The organism is Halomonas sp. BN3-1, assembly GCF_003056325.1.
GTDB classification, from domain to species: domain Bacteria; phylum Pseudomonadota; class Gammaproteobacteria; order Pseudomonadales; family Halomonadaceae; genus Halomonas; species Halomonas litopenaei.
On sequence record NZ_PYVV01000009.1, the window covers coordinates 12,012 to 28,456 of the forward strand.

At 62.0% G+C, this 16,445-nt stretch carries 12 protein-coding genes; all 12 read left to right on the plus strand.

Annotated elements, in window-relative coordinates; all coding sequences use genetic code 11:
- The first annotated feature begins 233 nt into the window (after positions 1–233).
- The 12 genes from rpoB to rpsS all read left to right on the plus strand — a co-directional run bounded on the left by rpoB (position 234) and on the right by rpsS (position 16,432).
- Complete coding sequence (gene rpoB, locus C9F12_RS13120) at positions 234–4,313, plus strand: DNA-directed RNA polymerase subunit beta (protein ID WP_108449171.1); 4,080 nt, start codon at positions 234–236, stop codon at positions 4,311–4,313.
- Positions 4,314–4,400: 87 nt separating this feature from the next.
- The gene (rpoC, locus tag C9F12_RS13125) at positions 4,401–8,618 is read left to right on the plus strand and encodes a DNA-directed RNA polymerase subunit beta' (protein WP_045990866.1); all 4,218 of its coding nucleotides are present in this window, start codon (positions 4,401–4,403) and stop codon (positions 8,616–8,618) included.
- Between the two features lie 147 nt (positions 8,619–8,765).
- On the plus strand, positions 8,766–9,140 hold the full coding sequence (gene rpsL, locus C9F12_RS13130; RefSeq protein ID WP_045990865.1) for a 30S ribosomal protein S12: 375 nt from the start codon (positions 8,766–8,768) through the stop codon (positions 9,138–9,140).
- A gap of 112 nt (positions 9,141–9,252) precedes the next feature.
- On the plus strand, positions 9,253–9,723 hold the full coding sequence (rpsG, locus tag C9F12_RS13135; RefSeq protein WP_023007554.1) for a 30S ribosomal protein S7: 471 nt from the start codon (positions 9,253–9,255) through the stop codon (positions 9,721–9,723).
- 30 nt (positions 9,724–9,753) lie between these two features.
- Positions 9,754–11,874 (plus strand): elongation factor G, encoded by a 2,121-nt coding sequence (gene fusA, locus C9F12_RS13140; protein WP_045990864.1) that lies wholly within the window; start codon positions 9,754–9,756, stop codon positions 11,872–11,874.
- A 28-nt stretch (positions 11,875–11,902) separates the two neighbouring features.
- A complete protein-coding gene (gene tuf, locus C9F12_RS13145; RefSeq protein WP_045990863.1) occupies positions 11,903–13,096 on the plus strand; it encodes an elongation factor Tu in 1,194 nt (397 codons plus the stop codon).
- Between the two features lie 160 nt (positions 13,097–13,256).
- Entirely contained in the window at positions 13,257–13,568 is a 312-nt protein-coding gene (gene rpsJ, locus C9F12_RS13150) for a 30S ribosomal protein S10 (RefSeq protein WP_045990862.1), read from the plus strand.
- 152 nt (positions 13,569–13,720) lie between these two features.
- The gene (gene rplC, locus C9F12_RS13155; protein ID WP_045990861.1) at positions 13,721–14,359 is read left to right on the plus strand and encodes a 50S ribosomal protein L3; all 639 of its coding nucleotides are present in this window, start codon (positions 13,721–13,723) and stop codon (positions 14,357–14,359) included.
- A gap of 14 nt (positions 14,360–14,373) precedes the next feature.
- The gene (gene rplD / locus C9F12_RS13160; protein WP_045990860.1) at positions 14,374–14,982 is read left to right on the plus strand and encodes a 50S ribosomal protein L4; all 609 of its coding nucleotides are present in this window, start codon (positions 14,374–14,376) and stop codon (positions 14,980–14,982) included.
- A complete protein-coding gene (gene rplW / locus C9F12_RS13165) occupies positions 14,979–15,275 on the plus strand; it encodes a 50S ribosomal protein L23 (RefSeq protein WP_045990859.1) in 297 nt (98 codons plus the stop codon). Before rplD ends, rplW begins: the two co-directional genes overlap by 4 nt.
- Positions 15,276–15,292: 17 nt before the next feature.
- Positions 15,293–16,123 carry a 50S ribosomal protein L2 gene (gene rplB / locus C9F12_RS13170; protein WP_108133879.1) on the plus strand — a complete coding sequence of 277 codons (831 nt, stop codon included), beginning with the start codon at positions 15,293–15,295 and terminating at the stop codon, positions 16,121–16,123.
- Positions 16,124–16,156: 33 nt separating this feature from the next.
- Positions 16,157–16,432, plus strand: coding sequence for a 30S ribosomal protein S19 (rpsS, locus tag C9F12_RS13175; protein WP_045990857.1), 276 nt, complete (start codon positions 16,157–16,159; stop codon positions 16,430–16,432).
- Positions 16,433–16,445: the final 13 nt, after the last annotated feature.

Below are 16,445 nucleotides of genomic sequence, written 5' to 3' on the forward strand. Positions count from 1 at the left end.
CCTTGTGCCCATGGCTTTACGCGCTGCGTAAGCTTCCACGGCTGGTGGCGGGACGCCCGCTACCGGCCTTTTTCTGTTGTCACTAGCTGCCTGCCCCCAAGGGCCTGTAGCTTGCAGAATTCCGACGGCGAGTCACTCATCCGAGGACTTGCCGTCAGCGCCTGACGGAGACCGTCCGTCGGGTGGCGCCGACACGCATCGGTCACCCATGGTGAACAAGCTGGGGAATACAGATGGCTTACTCATACACTGAGAAAAAACGCATCCGCAAGGATTTCGGCAAACTGCCCCAAGTGATGGATGTGCCTTACCTGCTGGCCATCCAGCTTGATTCCTACTACGACTTTCTCCAGCAGGACCGCTCTCCCGAAGAGCGCATGGAAGTCGGCCTGCACGCCGCCTTCAGGTCCGTGTTCCCGATCGAGAGCTTCTCCGGCAACGCTGCGCTCGAGTACGTCAGCTATCGTTTCGGCACTCCGGCCTTCGACGTCAAGGAATGCCAGCTGCGCGGCGTCACCTACTCCGCTCCTCTGCGTGTCAAGGTTCGCCTGATCATCTACGACAAGGAGTCGTCGAACAAGGCCATCAAGGACATCAAGGAGCAGGAAGTCTACATGGGGGAAATCCCCCTGATGACCGAGAACGGTACCTTCGTGGTGAACGGTACCGAGCGCGTCATCGTGTCTCAGCTTCACCGTAGTCCCGGCGTGTTCTTCGATCACGACAAGGGCAAGAGCCACAGCTCCGGTAAGCTTCTGTACTCCGCTCGCGTGATTCCTTACCGCGGCTCCTGGCTGGACTTCGAGTTCGACCCGAAGGACAACGTCTTCGTGCGTATCGACCGTCGCCGCAAGCTGCCGGCGTCCGTGCTGCTGCGCGCGCTGGGCATGAGCGCCGAGGAGATCCTCGACGAGTTCTTCGACACCAGCACCTTCCACATCGAGAAGTCCGGCTTCTCGGTGGAGCTGGTGCCATCTCGCCTGCGCGGCGAGACCGCGACCTTTGACATCAAGGGCGCCGACGGTGAGGTCATCGTCGAAGAGGGTCGTCGTGTCACCCAGAAGCATATCCGCCAGCTGGAGAAGGCGGGTCTTGAGCGTCTGGAAGTGCCGATGGATTACCTGTTCGGCAAGACCCTGGCCAAGGACCAGATCAACCCCGCCACCGGCGAGCTGATCTGCCCCTGCAACTCCGAGATCACCCCGGAGCTGCTCGAGGCCCTCGGTCAGGCCGGCATCACCACCATCGAGACGCTCTACACCAACGATCTGGACTGCGGTCCCTTCGTCTCCGACACCCTCAAGCTGGACACCACCGGTTCCCAGCTCGAGGCGCTGGTCGAGATCTACCGCATGATGCGCCCCGGCGAGCCGCCCACCAAGGAAGCCGCCGAGACGCTGTTCAACAATCTGTTCTTCAGCGAAGACCGCTACGACCTGTCCGGCGTCGGCCGGATGAAGTTCAACCGTCGTCTGCGTCGTGATGCCGACACCGGCTCCGGTGTGTTGGATCGTGCCGACATCCTCGACGTGCTGCGCGAGCTGATCAACATCCGTAACGGCTTCGGCGATGTCGATGATATCGACCACCTGGGCAACCGCCGCATTCGCTGCGTCGGCGAAATGGCAGAAAACCAGTTCCGTGTCGGCCTGGTGCGCGTCGAGCGCGCGGTCAAGGAACGTCTGTCCATGGCCGAGAGCGAAGGCCTGATGCCTCAGGACCTGATCAACGCCAAGCCGGTGGCCGCTGCGGTGAAGGAGTTCTTCGGCTCCTCCCAGCTGTCCCAGTTCATGGACCAGAACAACCCGTTGTCCGAGGTGACCCACAAGCGTCGTGTGTCCGCTCTCGGCCCGGGTGGTCTGACTCGTGAGCGCGCCGGCTTCGAGGTGCGTGACGTTCACGCCACCCACTACGGCCGTCTGTGCCCGATCGAGACGCCGGAAGGTCCGAACATCGGCCTGATCAACTCGCTGGCGACCTACAGCCACACCAACAGCTACGGCTTCCTCGAGACACCGTATCGTAAGGTCGTGGATGGCGTGGTCACCGACGAGGTGGTGCATCTGTCGGCCATCGAGGAAGGTGACTTCGTCATCGCCCAGGCCTCGGCCACCGTCAACGCCGACAAGAAGCTGGTCGACGACCTCGTTCAGGTGCGTCACCGCGGCGAGACCACCTTCATGCGTCCCGAACAGGTGACGCTGATGGACGTGTCTCCGCGTCAGGTGGTGTCCGTCGCCGCCGCACTGATTCCGTTCCTCGAGCACGATGACGCCAACCGCGCCCTGATGGGTGCCAACATGCAGCGTCAGGCGGTGCCGACCCTGCGTGCCGACAAGCCGCTGGTCGGTACCGGCATGGAGCGCTTCGTCGCCCGTGACTCCGGTGTCTGTGCCGTGGCCCGTCGTGGCGGCGTGATCGACTCGGTCGACGCCAAGCGCATCGTGGTGCGGGTCAATGAAGACGAGATCATCGGCGGTGAGGCCGGTGTCGACATTTACAACCTGACCAAGTACCTGCGTTCGAACCAGAACACCTGCCAGAACCAGCGTCCGATCGTTCGCCCCGGCGACAACGTCGCGCGCGGTGACATCCTGGCCGACGGTCCGTCCGTCGACATGGGTGACCTGGCGCTTGGCCAGAACATGCGCATCGCCTTCATGCCGTGGAACGGCTACAACTTCGAGGACTCCATCCTGCTGTCCGAGCGGGTGGTCCAGGAAGACCGTTTCACCACCATCCATATCCAGGAACTGACCTGTGTGTCCCGTGACACCAAGCTGGGGCCGGAGGAGATCACCTCCGATATTCCCAACGTCGGTGAATCGGCACTGGGCAAGCTGGATGAGGCCGGTGTGGTGTACATCGGTGCCGAGGTCGGTGCCGGCGACATCCTGGTCGGCAAGGTCACGCCCAAGGGCGAGACCCAGCTGACCCCGGAAGAGAAGCTGCTGCGTGCGATCTTCGGTGAGAAGGCGTCCGACGTGAAGGACACCTCCCTGCGTGCCCCCACCGGCATGAAGGGCACCGTCATCGACGTTCAGGTGTTCACCCGCGACGGCGTCGAGAAGGACTCGCGCGCTCTGTCCATCGAGCAGATGCAGCTCGACGAGGTGCGCAAGGACCTGCAGGAGACCTACCGCATCGCCGAGGACGCCACCTTCGAGCGTCTCAAGCGCACCCTGTCCGGTCAGCCGGTCAACGGTGGTCCGCGCCTGTCCAAGGATGATGTGCTGTCCGAGGACTATCTCGAGGAGCTGCCGCGTCAGCAGTGGTTCAAGCTGCGCATGCAGGACGAGAAGCTCAATGAACTGCTGGCTCAGGCCGACGAGCAGCTCGAGAACCGTCGCAAGGAAATGGACGAGCGTTTCGAAGACAAGAAGCGCAAGCTCACCCAGGGCGACGATCTGGCGCCGGGCGTGCTCAAGATCGTCAAGGTCTACCTGGCGATCAAGCGTCGCCTGCAGCCGGGTGACAAGATGGCCGGCCGTCACGGTAACAAGGGTGTCATCTCGGCCATCATGCCGATCGAGGACATGCCGTTCGACGACAACGGTGAGCCCATCGACGTGGTGCTGAACCCGCTGGGTGTACCGTCGCGGATGAACGTCGGTCAGATCCTCGAGACCCACCTGGGCATGGCGGCCCGCGGTCTCGGCGTGAAGATCGAACACATGCTGCGTGACGCCCGCGAGCAGCAGCTCACTCAGCTGCGCGAGTTCCTCGGTGAGGTCTACAACTCCACCCAGGGTACCCGCGTCGAGGAGATCGAGTCGCTGTCCGATGACGAGATCATCGCGCTGGCCAAGAACCTGAAGAAGGGCGTGCCGATGGCGACGCCGGTGTTCGACGGTGCCAAGGAGCACGAGATCAAGCACCTGCTGAAGCTGGCCGATCTGCCGGATTCCGGCCAGATGACCCTGTACGACGGGCGTACCGGCGAGTCGTTCGATCGTCCGGTGACGGTGGGCTACATGTACATGCTGAAGCTCAACCACCTGGTCGACGACAAGATGCACGCGCGTTCCACCGGCTCCTACTCGCTGGTCACCCAGCAGCCGCTGGGCGGCAAGGCGCAGTTCGGTGGTCAGCGCTTTGGTGAGATGGAGGTCTGGGCCCTGGAGGCCTACGGCGCCGCTTACACTCTGCAGGAAATGCTCACGGTCAAGTCCGATGACGTGGAAGGTCGTACCAAGATGTACAAGAGCATCGTGGATGGCGATCACACCATGCAGGCGGGCATGCCGGAATCCTTCAACGTATTGGTGAAGGAAATCCGCTCGCTGGGCATCGATATCGAACTGGAGAGCTGAGGCGGCCCGAAAGGCGCTTCAATGAATGACGGTCCGCGGGGAGCAATAGCTCCCCGCCCATGACAACTCCGCAACGGAGCCGACCTAATGAAAGATTTGGTGAAAGTCCTCAAATCGCAGTCACAGTCCGACGAGTTCGACGCGATCAAGATCACGCTCGCGTCGCCGGACATGATCCGCTCCTGGTCCTTTGGCGAGGTCAAGAAGCCGGAGACCATCAACTACCGGACTTTCAAGCCCGAGCGTGATGGCCTGTTCTGCGCCAAGATCTTCGGTCCGGTGAAGGACTACGAGTGCCTGTGCGGCAAGTACAAGCGCATGAAGCACCGCGGCATCATCTGCGAAAAGTGCGGCGTCGAAGTCACCAAGGCCGCCGTGCGCCGCGAGCGCATGGGGCACATCGAGCTGGCTAGCCCGGTCGCCCACATCTGGTTTCTGAAGTCGCTGCCGTCTCGCATCGGCATGCTGATGGACATGACCCTGCGCGACATCGAGCGCGTGCTCTATTTCGAGAGCTTCATGGTCGTCGATCCCGGCATGACCACCCTCGAGCGTGGCCAGCTGCTCAACGACGAGCAGTACTTCGAGGCCCTCGAGGAGTTCGGCGATGACTTCGACGCCCGCATGGGTGCCGAGGCCGTCCAGGCGATGCTCAAGGATATCGATCTCGAGGAAGAGATCGAGCGTCTGCGCGAAGAGATCCCGCAGACCAACTCCGAGACCAAGATCAAGAAGCTGTCCAAGCGTCTGAAGCTGCTCGAAGCCTTCCAGGGCTCCGGCAACGATCCGGCGTGGATGGTGATGGAAGTGCTGCCCGTGCTGCCGCCGGACCTGCGTCCGCTGGTACCGCTGGATGGCGGCCGCTTCGCGACCTCGGATCTCAACGATCTGTACCGTCGCGTGATCAACCGCAACAACCGCTTGAAGCGTCTGCTCGACCTCAACGCACCGGACATCATCGTGCGCAACGAGAAGCGCATGCTGCAGGAGTCCGTCGATGCGCTGCTCGACAACGGTCGTCGCGGTCGCGCCATCACCGGCTCCAACAAGCGTCCGTTGAAGTCGCTGGCCGACATGATCAAGGGCAAGCAGGGGCGTTTCCGTCAGAACCTGCTGGGTAAGCGCGTCGACTACTCCGGCCGCTCGGTCATCACCGTGGGCCCAACCCTGCGTCTGCACCAGTGCGGTCTGCCCAAGAAGATGGCGCTTGAGCTGTTCAAGCCGTTCATCTACTCCAAGCTGCAGGCCAGCGGCCAGGCGTCCACCATCAAGGCCGCCAAGAAGATGGTCGAGCGCGAGCTGCCGGAGGTGTGGGACATCCTCGCCGACGTCATCCGCGAGCACCCGGTGCTTTTGAACCGCGCCCCGACCCTGCACCGTCTCGGTATCCAGGCGTTCGAGCCGCTGTTGATCGAAGGCAAGGCGATCCAGCTGCACCCGCTGGTGTGTGCCGCCTACAACGCCGACTTCGACGGTGACCAGATGGCCGTGCACGTGCCGCTGACGCTGGAAGCCCAGCTCGAAGCGCGCGCGCTGATGATGGCCACCAACAACGTGCTGTCACCGGCCAACGGCGAGCCGATCATCGTGCCGTCCCAGGACGTGGTGCTGGGTCTGTACTACATGACCCGCGAGCGCATCAACGCCAAGGGCGAGGGCATGGTGTTCTCCGACCTCAACGAGGTCGAGCGCGCCTTCGGCACCCAGAACGTGTCGCTGCACGCCCGCGTCAAGGTGCGCCTGGACGAGGTCGACATCGACGAAGAGACCGGCGAGCGCTCCGAGCACCGCCGTTTGCGTGACACCACCGTCGGCCGTGCGCTGCTGTTCCGCATCCTGCCGCAAGGGGTGCCCTTCGATCTGGTCGACCAGGCCATGAAGAAGAAGGCCATCTCCAAGCTGATCAACGAAGTGTATCGTCGCGCCGGTCTCAAGGCCGCGGTCATCTTCGCCGACCAGCTGATGTACACCGGCTTCCGTCTGGCCACCTGGTCCGGCGCCTCCATCGGCGTCAACGACTTCGTCATCCCGGACGCCAAGGCCGAGATCGTCGAGGCGGCCGAGGAAGAGGTCAAGGAAATCGAAGACCAGTTCTCCTCCGGTCTGGTGACCGCGGGCGAGAAGTACAACAAGGTCATCGATATCTGGGCGCGTGCCAACGACCAGGTCGCCAAGGCGATGATGGCGGGCATCTCCAAGGAGACCGTGATCGACCGCGAAGGCAAGGAAGTCGAACAGGACTCCTTCAACAGCGTGTTCATCATGGCCGACTCCGGTGCCCGTGGTAGCGCCGCCCAGATCCGCCAGCTGGCGGGTATGCGTGGTCTGATGGCCAAGCCGGATGGCTCGATCATCGAGACCCCGATCGTCGCCAACTTCCGTGAAGGTCTGAACGTACTCCAGTACTTCATCTCGACCCACGGTGCGCGTAAGGGTCTGGCGGATACCGCCCTGAAGACCGCCAACTCCGGTTACCTGACTCGTCGTCTGGTCGACGTCGCCCAGGACGTGGTCATCACCGAGGTCGACTGTGGCACCGAGCGTGGCCTGACCCTGCACCCGGTCATCGAAGGCGGCGATATCATCGTCTCGCTGGCCCAGCGTGTACTCGGCCGTGTGGTCGCTCAGGACGTCATCGACCCGAGCACCGACGAAGTGCTGATTCCGCGTGGCACCCTGCTGGACGAGGCCTGGTGCGAACAGCTCGACACCATGGGCGTCGACGAGATCATCGTGCGCAGCACCATCACCTGTGAAACCAGTCACGGTGTGTGTTCGTCCTGTTACGGCCGCGATCTGGCCCGTGGCCACCAGGTCAACATCGGTGAGTCGGCCGGCGTCATCGCCGCCCAGTCCATCGGTGAGCCGGGTACCCAGCTGACCATGCGTACCTTCCACATCGGTGGTGCCGCCTCGCGGGCCTCTGCAGTGGACAGCGTCCAGGTCAAGCATGGCGGCAAGGTGCGCCTGCACAACATCAAGTACGTGGAACGCGCCGACGGCAAGCTGGTCGTGGTGTCGCGCTCCAGCGCCCTGGCGGTGGCCGACGAGCATGGCCGCGAGCGTGAGTACTACAAGCTGCCTTACGGTGCCGAGCTTTCGGTGCGTGACGGTGATGCGGTCGATCCCGGCCAGGCCGTGGCCAAGTGGGATCCGCACACCCACCCGATCGTCGCCGAAGCGGAAGGCCAGGTGCACTACGTCGACATGGACGAAGGCCTGACCATGCACCGCAGCGTCGACGAGATGACCGGTCTGTCCTCGATCGAGATCATCGAGTCCGCGGCGCGGCCGATGGCCGGTCGCGACAAGCGCCCGATGATCATGCTCAACGACGCCGCCGGCAAGCCGGTGACCGTCTCCGGCAGCGACACTCCGGTGCAGTACCCGCTGCCCGGCAAGGCGATCGTCACCGTCGACAATGGCTCGTCCATCGGCATCGGTGAGATCGTCGCGCGTATCCCGGTGGAGGCGTCCGGCAACAAGGACATCACCGGTGGTCTGCCGCGCGTCGCCGACCTGTTCGAGGCGCGCAAGCCGAAGGAGCCGTCCATCCTGGCCGAGATCAGCGGTGTGATCAGCTTCGGCAAGGAAACCAAGGGCAAGCGTCGTCTGACCATCACCCCGTCCGAAGGCGACCCCTTCGAGATGCTGATTCCCAAGTGGCGTCAGATCGCGGTGTTCGAGGGCGAGACGGTCGAGAAGGGCGAGGTGATCTCGGATGGTCCAAGCAACCCGCACGACATCCTGCGACTGCTCGGCATCGCCGAGCTGGCCAAGTACATCGTGGCCGAGGTGCAGGACGTCTATCGTCTGCAGGGCGTTGGCATCAACGACAAGCACATCGAAGTGATCGTGCGTCAGATGCTGCGCAAGGTCGAGATCACCGACGCCGGTGACTCCGACTTCATTCCGGGTGATCAGGTCGAGCTGGTCCGTGTGCTGGAGCAGAATGCCGTGCTCCAGGCCAATGACAAGTTCCCGGCCAAGTACCAGCGCCTGCTGCTGGGTATCACCAAGGCCAGCCTGGCCACCGAGTCGTTCATCTCTGCGGCCTCCTTCCAGGAGACGACCCGCGTGCTGACCGAAGCGGCGGTCACCGGCAAGCGCGACTACCTGCGCGGCCTGAAGGAAAACGTGGTGGTGGGACGTCTGATCCCGGCCGGTACCGGTCTGACCCACCACGAGGAGCGTCGTCGCAAGCGTGAAGACACCGAGCGACTGCTCCAGCCGTCGGCCTACGACGTCGAGCAGGAGCTGGGCGCCCAGCTCACCGCGCTGGACTCGGACGACGACGAGATCTGATGTCGGCAAAAGCCTGGAGCCTTTGCGGCTCCGGGCTTGACGCGCCTTGGCATCAGCCAGTAGAATGCGCAGCCTTTAACAGTGGGGTGGGTGTATCCGCGCCACTGTGAAAAGGCTTAGGCAACCCATTGGAGTCAGCTAACAGCTATGGCAACGATTAATCAGCTCGTGCGCAAGCCGCGCAAGCGTCAGGCCGCGAAGACCGACGTGCCTGCGCTTCAGGCCTGCCCGCAGAAGCGCGGCGTCTGCACCCGCGTCTACACCACCACCCCGAAGAAGCCGAACTCCGCACTGCGGAAGGTCTGCCGTGTGCGCCTGACCAACGGCTACGAGGTGTCCTCTTACATCGGCGGTGAAGGCCACAACCTCCAGGAGCACTCTGTGGTCCTGATTCGTGGCGGTCGAGTAAAGGACCTTCCGGGTGTGCGTTATCACACCGTTCGCGGCGCTCTCGACACCTCCGGTGTCCAGAATCGTCGTCAGGGCCGTTCCAAGTACGGCACCAAGCGTCCGAAGTCCTAAGGGCTGCGTCGCTTTCCATTACCAAGTTTGACCCGGTCTGATAAGAGTAAGGTCGAGCCGCCAAGCGCGAGTCTCGGGTTTACCTGAAGGACCCTTCAACCGAGGGCTTATCATGCCTAGAAGAAGAGTTGCGGCCAAGCGCGAGATTCTGCCGGATCCCAAGTTCGGATCCGAGCGTCTGGCCAAGTTCATGAACCACCTGATGATCAGCGGCAAGAAGTCCGTAGCTGAGCGTATCGTCTATGGTGCGCTGGACAGGGTTGCCGAGCGTTCCAATGAAGAGCCGCTGGAAATCTTCGACAAGGCGCTGGAAACCATCCAGCCCATGGTCGAGGTGAAGTCTCGCCGCGTCGGCGGTGCGACCTATCAGGTGCCGGTCGAAGTCCGTCCGTCCCGCCGCCAGGCGCTTGCCATGCGCTGGCTGGTGGACGCCGCTCGCCGTCGTGGCGAGAAGACCATGGTGCAGCGTCTGGCTGGCGAAATGCTGGATGCAGCCGAAGGCAAGGGTTCGGCAGTCAAGAAGCGTGAAGACGTGCATCGCATGGCAGAAGCCAACAAGGCCTTCTCTCACTACCGCTTCTAAAGCGCATCGCCAACCAACGGGAGTTACATCGTGGCTCGCAAGACTCCGCTTAAGCGTTACCGCAATATCGGTATCGTGGCCCACGTCGACGCCGGTAAGACGACTACTACCGAGCGTGTCCTGTTCTATACCGGTCTGTCCCACAAGGTCGGTGAGGTCCATGAGGGCGCCGCCACCATGGACTGGATGGAGCAGGAGCAGGAGCGTGGTATCACCATCACCTCCGCGGCGACCACCTGCTTCTGGCAGGGCATGAACAAGCAGTTCGATGAGCACCGCATCAACATCATCGACACCCCTGGACACGTTGACTTCACCATCGAAGTCGAGCGTTCCCTGCGTGTGCTTGACGGTGCCGTCGTCGTGCTGTGTGGCTCCTCCGGTGTGCAGCCGCAGACCGAGACCGTCTGGCGCCAGGCCAACAAGTACGAAGTTCCGCGCATGGTGTTCGTCAACAAGATGGACCGCAGCGGCGCTGACTTCTTCATGGTCGTCAACCAGCTGAAGGATCGTCTCGGCGCCAACGTCGTGCCGATCCAGATCAACTGGGGCTCCGAGGACGAGTTCAAGGGCGTCATCGACCTCATCCAGATGAAGGCCATCCTGTGGGATGAAGACAACTTCGGGATGAACTACGACCTCGTCGATATCCCGGCGGAGCTCCAGGAGACCGCCGAAGAGTATCGCGAGCAGATGGTCGAGGCCGCCGCCGAGGCGTCCGAAGAGCTGATGGACAAGTACCTCGAAGAGGGCGAGCTGACCAACGACGAGATCAAGGCTGGTCTGCGTCGTCGTACCCTCGACAACGAGATCGTGCTGGTCACTTGTGGCTCTGCGTTCAAGAACAAGGGCGTTCAGGCCGTTCTCGATGGCGTCATCGAGTACATGCCGTCTCCCACCGAGGTCAAGGCGATCGAAGGTGAGCTCGACGACAAGGACGGCACCATCGCGACCCGTGAGGCCGATGACAGTGCGCCTTTCGCCGCGCTGGCGTTCAAGATCGCGACCGACCCCTTCGTTGGCACCCTGACCTTCATCCGCGTCTACTCCGGCGTGCTGAAGTCAGGCGACAGCGTCTACAACTCCGTCAAGCAGAAGAAGGAGCGCGTCGGTCGTATCGTCCAGATGCACTCCAACTCGCGCGAGGAGATCAAGGAAGTTCTGGCCGGCGACATCGCCGCCTGTATCGGCCTGAAGGACGTGACCACCGGTGATACCCTGTGCGACCTGAACGACAAGATCGTTCTCGAGCGCATGGAGTTTCCGGATCCGGTTATCTCCGTGGCCGTGGAGCCGAAGTCCAAGGCTGACCAGGAAAAGATGGGTATTGCACTGGGCAAGCTGGCCCAGGAAGATCCGTCCTTCCAGGTCAAGACCGACGAAGAGACTGGCCAGACCATCATCTCCGGCATGGGCGAGCTTCACCTCGACATCATCGTTGACCGCATGCGTCGCGAGTTCAAGGTCGAGGCGAACATCGGCAAGCCGCAGGTGGCCTACCGTGAGACGATTCGTCAGAGCGTCGAGCAGGAAGGCAAGTTCGTTCGTCAGTCCGGTGGTCGCGGTCAGTACGGTCACGTACACCTGCGCATCGAGCCGTTGACGGCCGAAGACAAGGGCGACGACGAAGAGATGCACTTCAAGTTCGCTTCCGAGATCGTCGGCGGCGTGGTTCCGAAGGAATACGTGCCGGCCGTCGAGAAAGGGGCCTATGAGCAGCTCCAGAACGGTGTCATCGCGGGCTACCCGATGATCGACGTCAAGGTAACGCTGTTCGACGGTTCCTACCACGACGTGGACTCCAACGAGACCGCGTTCAAGGTCGCCTCTTCCATGGCGATCAAGCAAGGCGCTCCCAAGGCCAAGGCAGTTCTGCTCGAGCCGGTGATGAAGGTCGAGGTCGTGACCCCTGAAGAATTCATGGGTGACGTCATGGGCGACCTGAACCGCCGCCGGGGCCTGGTCCAGGGTATGGATGACTCTTCCTCCGGCAAGGTCATTCGCGCCACCGTGCCGCTGGCTGAGATGTTCGGTTACGCAACCGACCTGCGCTCTCAGACCCAGGGCCGCGCAAGCTACACCATGGAGTTTGCGGACTACGAAGAGGCGCCGTCCAGCGTCGTTGAAGCCGTCATCAACCAGAACGGTTAACCGTTAGCTAACGAAAGAGGTCATAGCAGTGGCTAAGGAAAAATTCGAACGTTCCAAACCGCACGTCAACGTCGGCACCATCGGTCACGTCGACCACGGCAAGACTACCCTGACGGCGGCCCTGACTCGCGTTTCTGCCGAGGTGTTCGGCGGTGACTGGCGTGAGTTCGACACCATCGACAATGCTCCGGAAGAGCGTGAGCGTGGTATCACCATCGCCACCTCTCACGTCGAGTATCAGTCCGAGGAGCGTCACTACGCTCACGTCGACTGCCCGGGACACGCTGACTACGTCAAGAACATGATCACCGGTGCTGCCCAGATGGACGGCGCTATCCTGGTCTGTTCCGCTGCTGACGGCCCCATGCCGCAGACTCGCGAGCACATCCTGCTGTCTCGTCAGGTTGGCGTTCCGTTCATCGTCGTGTTCCTGAACAAGGCCGACATGGTCGACGACGAAGAGCTGCTCGAGCTGGTCGAGATGGAAGTTCGTGAACTTCTGTCCGAGTACGACTTCCCGGGCGACGACACTCCGATCATCACCGGCTCTGCCCTGATGGCTCTGGAAGGCAAGGACGACAACGGCATGGGTACTACCGCCGTTGCCAACCTGATCAAGGCTCTGGATGCTTATATCCCCGAGCCGGAGCGTGCTGTCGACCAGCCGTTCCTGATGCCGATCGAAGACGTGTTCTCCATCTCTGGTCGCGGTACCGTTGTGACCGGTCGTGTCGAGCGCGGCATCGTCAAGCCGGGCGAAGAGATCGAGATCGTTGGTATCAAGGACACCACCAAGACTACCGTTACCGGTGTCGAGATGTTCCGTAAGCTGCTCGACGAAGGTCGTGCTGGCGAGAACGTCGGTGCCCTGCTGCGTGGTACCAAGCGTGACGAAGTCGAGCGTGGTCAGGTTCTGGCCAAGCCGGGCACCATCACTCCGCACACCCAGTTCGAGGCGGAAGTGTACGTGCTGAGCAAGGACGAGGGTGGTCGTCACACTCCGTTCTTCAAGGGCTACCGTCCGCAGTTCTACTTCCGTACCACCGACATCACCGGTACCTGTGAACTGCCGGAAGGCGTCGAGATGGTCATGCCGGGCGACAACGTCCAGATGGTCGTCAACCTGATCGCTCCGATCGCCATGGACGAAGGTCTGCGCTTCGCCATCCGCGAAGGCGGCCGTACCGTCGGCGCTGGCGTCGTGGCCAAGATCCTGGTCTAAATCAGACCGGTGATCACCGAAGGGGGCTCCGCAAGGAGCCCCCTTTTCTGCGCATCGTCATTGAGGGTTTGACTCTCGATGGCGCGGCGCATATAATGCGCATCCTTTGAATGCGTGGGTTGACGGCTCGCGCCGTCAAGTTCCATTGGAGTTAGGGCAAATGCAGAACCAGAAGATTCGCATTCGGTTGAAGGCTTTCGACCATCGCCTGATCGACCAGTCCGCCGCGGAGATTGTTGAAACCGCCAAGCGTACCGGCGCCCAGGTTCGTGGTCCGATCCCTCTGCCGACCAATCGCGAGCGTTACACCGTGCTGGTTTCCCCGCACGTGAACAAGGACGCCCGTGATCAGTACGAGATTCGTACCCACAAGCGTGTGCTCGACATCGTCGAGCCGACCGAGAAGACCGTTGATGCCCTGATGAAGCTCGACCTCGCCGCTGGCGTGGACGTGCAAATCAAGCTCGACTGATATCACTAGACACTCGCGGCCCAGCGTCCCTCTCATCCAGTAGAGGTTCAGCAGCCGCCACGCCGGGATGGCGTTACACAACGTGCTAGTGGAATGCTCTGGAAAGGGCAGCCATAGCGGGTGATAGCCCCGTACACTAAAGGAGACTAAGCATGACTATCGGTTTGGTCGGTAGGAAGGCCGGCATGACCCGTGTCTTCACCGAAGACGGCGCGTCTGTGCCCGTAACCGTTATCGAGGTTGATCCCAACCGCGTGACCTGCGTGAAGTCTGTCGAATCCGACGGCTACGCCGCGGTCCAGGTGACAACCGGCTCCCGCAAAGCCAAGCATCTGTCCAAGGCCCAAGCTGGCCTGTACGCCAAGGCAGGTGTCGAGGCTGGTCGTTCCCTGATGGAGTTCCGCCTGAGCGAAGGCGACGAAGCTCCGGAAGTGGGCGGCGAACTCACCGTATCCCTCTTCGAAGCTGGTCAAAGCGTTGACGTGACCGGCACCTCCAAGGGTAAGGGCTTCCAGGGCGCAGTGAAGCGCTGGAACTTCCGTACCCAGGACAACAGCCACGGTAACTCTCTGTCCCACCGTGCTCCGGGTTCCATCGGCATGTGCCAGACCCCGGGTCGCGTGTTCAAGGGCAAGAAGATGGCCGGCCAGATGGGCAACGCACGTTGCACCGTTCAGAGCCTGGAAATCGTCCGTGTCGATGCCGAGCGCAACCTGCTGCTGATCAAAGGCGCCGTTCCTGGTGCTACCGGCAGTGATGTCATCGTGCGCAGCGCCGTCAAAGCTGGCTGAAGGGGAACTTTCCAATGAATCTGAATCTTGCAGGTGCAAGCGCCGGGACCGTTGAGCTGTCCGACGCTACCTTTGGCAAAGAATTCAACGAAGCGCTCGTGCACCAGGTCGTCACCGCCTATCTGGCCGGTGGTCGTCAGGGTACCCGCGCCCAGAAGAACCGCTCCGACGTCCGTGGCGGCGGCAAGAAGCCGTGGCGCCAGAAGGGCACCGGTCGCGCTCGCGCCGGTACCATTCGCTCGCCGATCTGGCGCAGCGGTGGTGTGACCTTCGCGGCCCGTCCGCAGGACCACTCCCAGAAGGTCAACCGCAAGATGTACCGTGCGGCCATGCGCTCGATTCTGTCCGAGCTGGTCCGTCAGGAGCGTCTTGTTGCCGTTGATGCCTTCTCTGTCGAGTCACCCAAAACCAAGCAGCTGGTCGCCAAGCTTTCCGACCTGGGCCTGGAGAAGGTGCTGATCGTCACCGAAGAAGTCGACGAGAACCTGTACCTGGCAGCCCGCAACATCCCCAACGTGGATGTGGTGGACGTCGCCGCCGCCGACCCGGTCAGCCTGGTCGCCTTCGACAAGGTCCTGGCTACCGTCTCCGCACTGCGCAAATTCGAGGAGAAGCTGGCATGAACCAGGAGCGTGTATTCAAGGTTCTGCTTGGTCCGCACGTGACCGAGAAGGCCGCCATGGCCGCCGAGCGTAACCAGTACGTGTTCAAGGTGGCGAGTGACGCAACCAAGCCCGAGATCAAGGCTGCCGTCCAGGAGCTGTTCGGCAAGAAGGTCGATCGCGTTTCTGTTCTGAACGTGAAGGGCAAGACCAAGCGCACCGCGCATGGTGTTGGTATGCGCAAGGGTTATCGCAAGGCGTACGTGACACTGGCCGCCGGCGAGACGCTTGAAGACTTCTCTGGCGCCGAGTAAAGGCAGGAGTACGGATCATGGCAATCGTCAAGACAAAACCCACATCCGCCGGTCGTCGCCACGTCGTCAAGATTGTTGGTGAGGAACTGTACAAGGGCCGCGCTTACGCGCCGTTGCTCGAGAAGCAGTCCAAGTCCGGTGGTCGTAACAACCAGGGTCGCATCACCACTCGCCACGTCGGCGGTGGTCATCGCAACCACTATCGGATCATCGACTTCAAGCGCACCAAGGATGGCGTTCCGGCCATCGTCGAGCGCCTGGAGCATGACCCGAACCGTAGCGCCCACATCGCGCTGCTGAAGTACATCGACGGTGAGCGTCGCTACATCATCGCCCCCAAGGGCGTGAGTGCCGGTGATCGCCTCGAGTCCGGCGTCAATGCGCCGATCAAGAAGGGCAACGCACTGCCGCTGCGCAACATCCCGCTGGGTTCCACGGTGCACTGCATCGAACTGAAGCCTGGCAAGGGTGCTCAGATCGCACGCAGCGCCGGTACCAGCGCCCAGCTGGTGGCTCGTGAAGGCAACTACGCCACCCTGCGTCTGCGCTCCGGCGAGATGCGCAAGGTGCTGGCCGAGTGCCGCGCGACCCTGGGTGAGGTGAGCAATTCCGAGCACAGCCTGCGTCAACTTGGCAAGGCCGGTGCAAAGCGCTGGAGAGGTGTGCGCCCGACTGTTCGCGGTGTCGCGATGAACCCGGTGGATCACCCGCACGGTGGTGGTGAAGGCCGCACCAGCGGTGGTCGTCATCCGGTGTCCCCGTGGGGTATGCCCACCAAGGGCCACAAGACCCGCAAGAACAAGCGCACCGACAAGCTGATCGTCCGCCGCCGCAAGGCTCGCGGTTAAGATCCCACGCCAAGACATTAAGAGGTAACGGCTGTGCCACGTTCACTGAAGAAAGGTCCTTTTGTAGACCTTCATCTGCTGAAAAAGGTTGAGACTGCAGCGGAAAAGAACGATCGCAAACCGATCAAGACCTGGTCGCGTCGTTCAATGGTCCTGCCCAACATGGTCGGGCTCACCATTGCAGTCCATAACGGTCGCCAACACGTCCCGGTGCACGTCTCCGAGGAAATGGTTGGCCACAAGCTGGGCGAATTCGCTGCTACCCGCACCTATCGCGGCCATGCGGCGGATAAGAAAGCCAAACGGTAAGCCAGAGAGGATT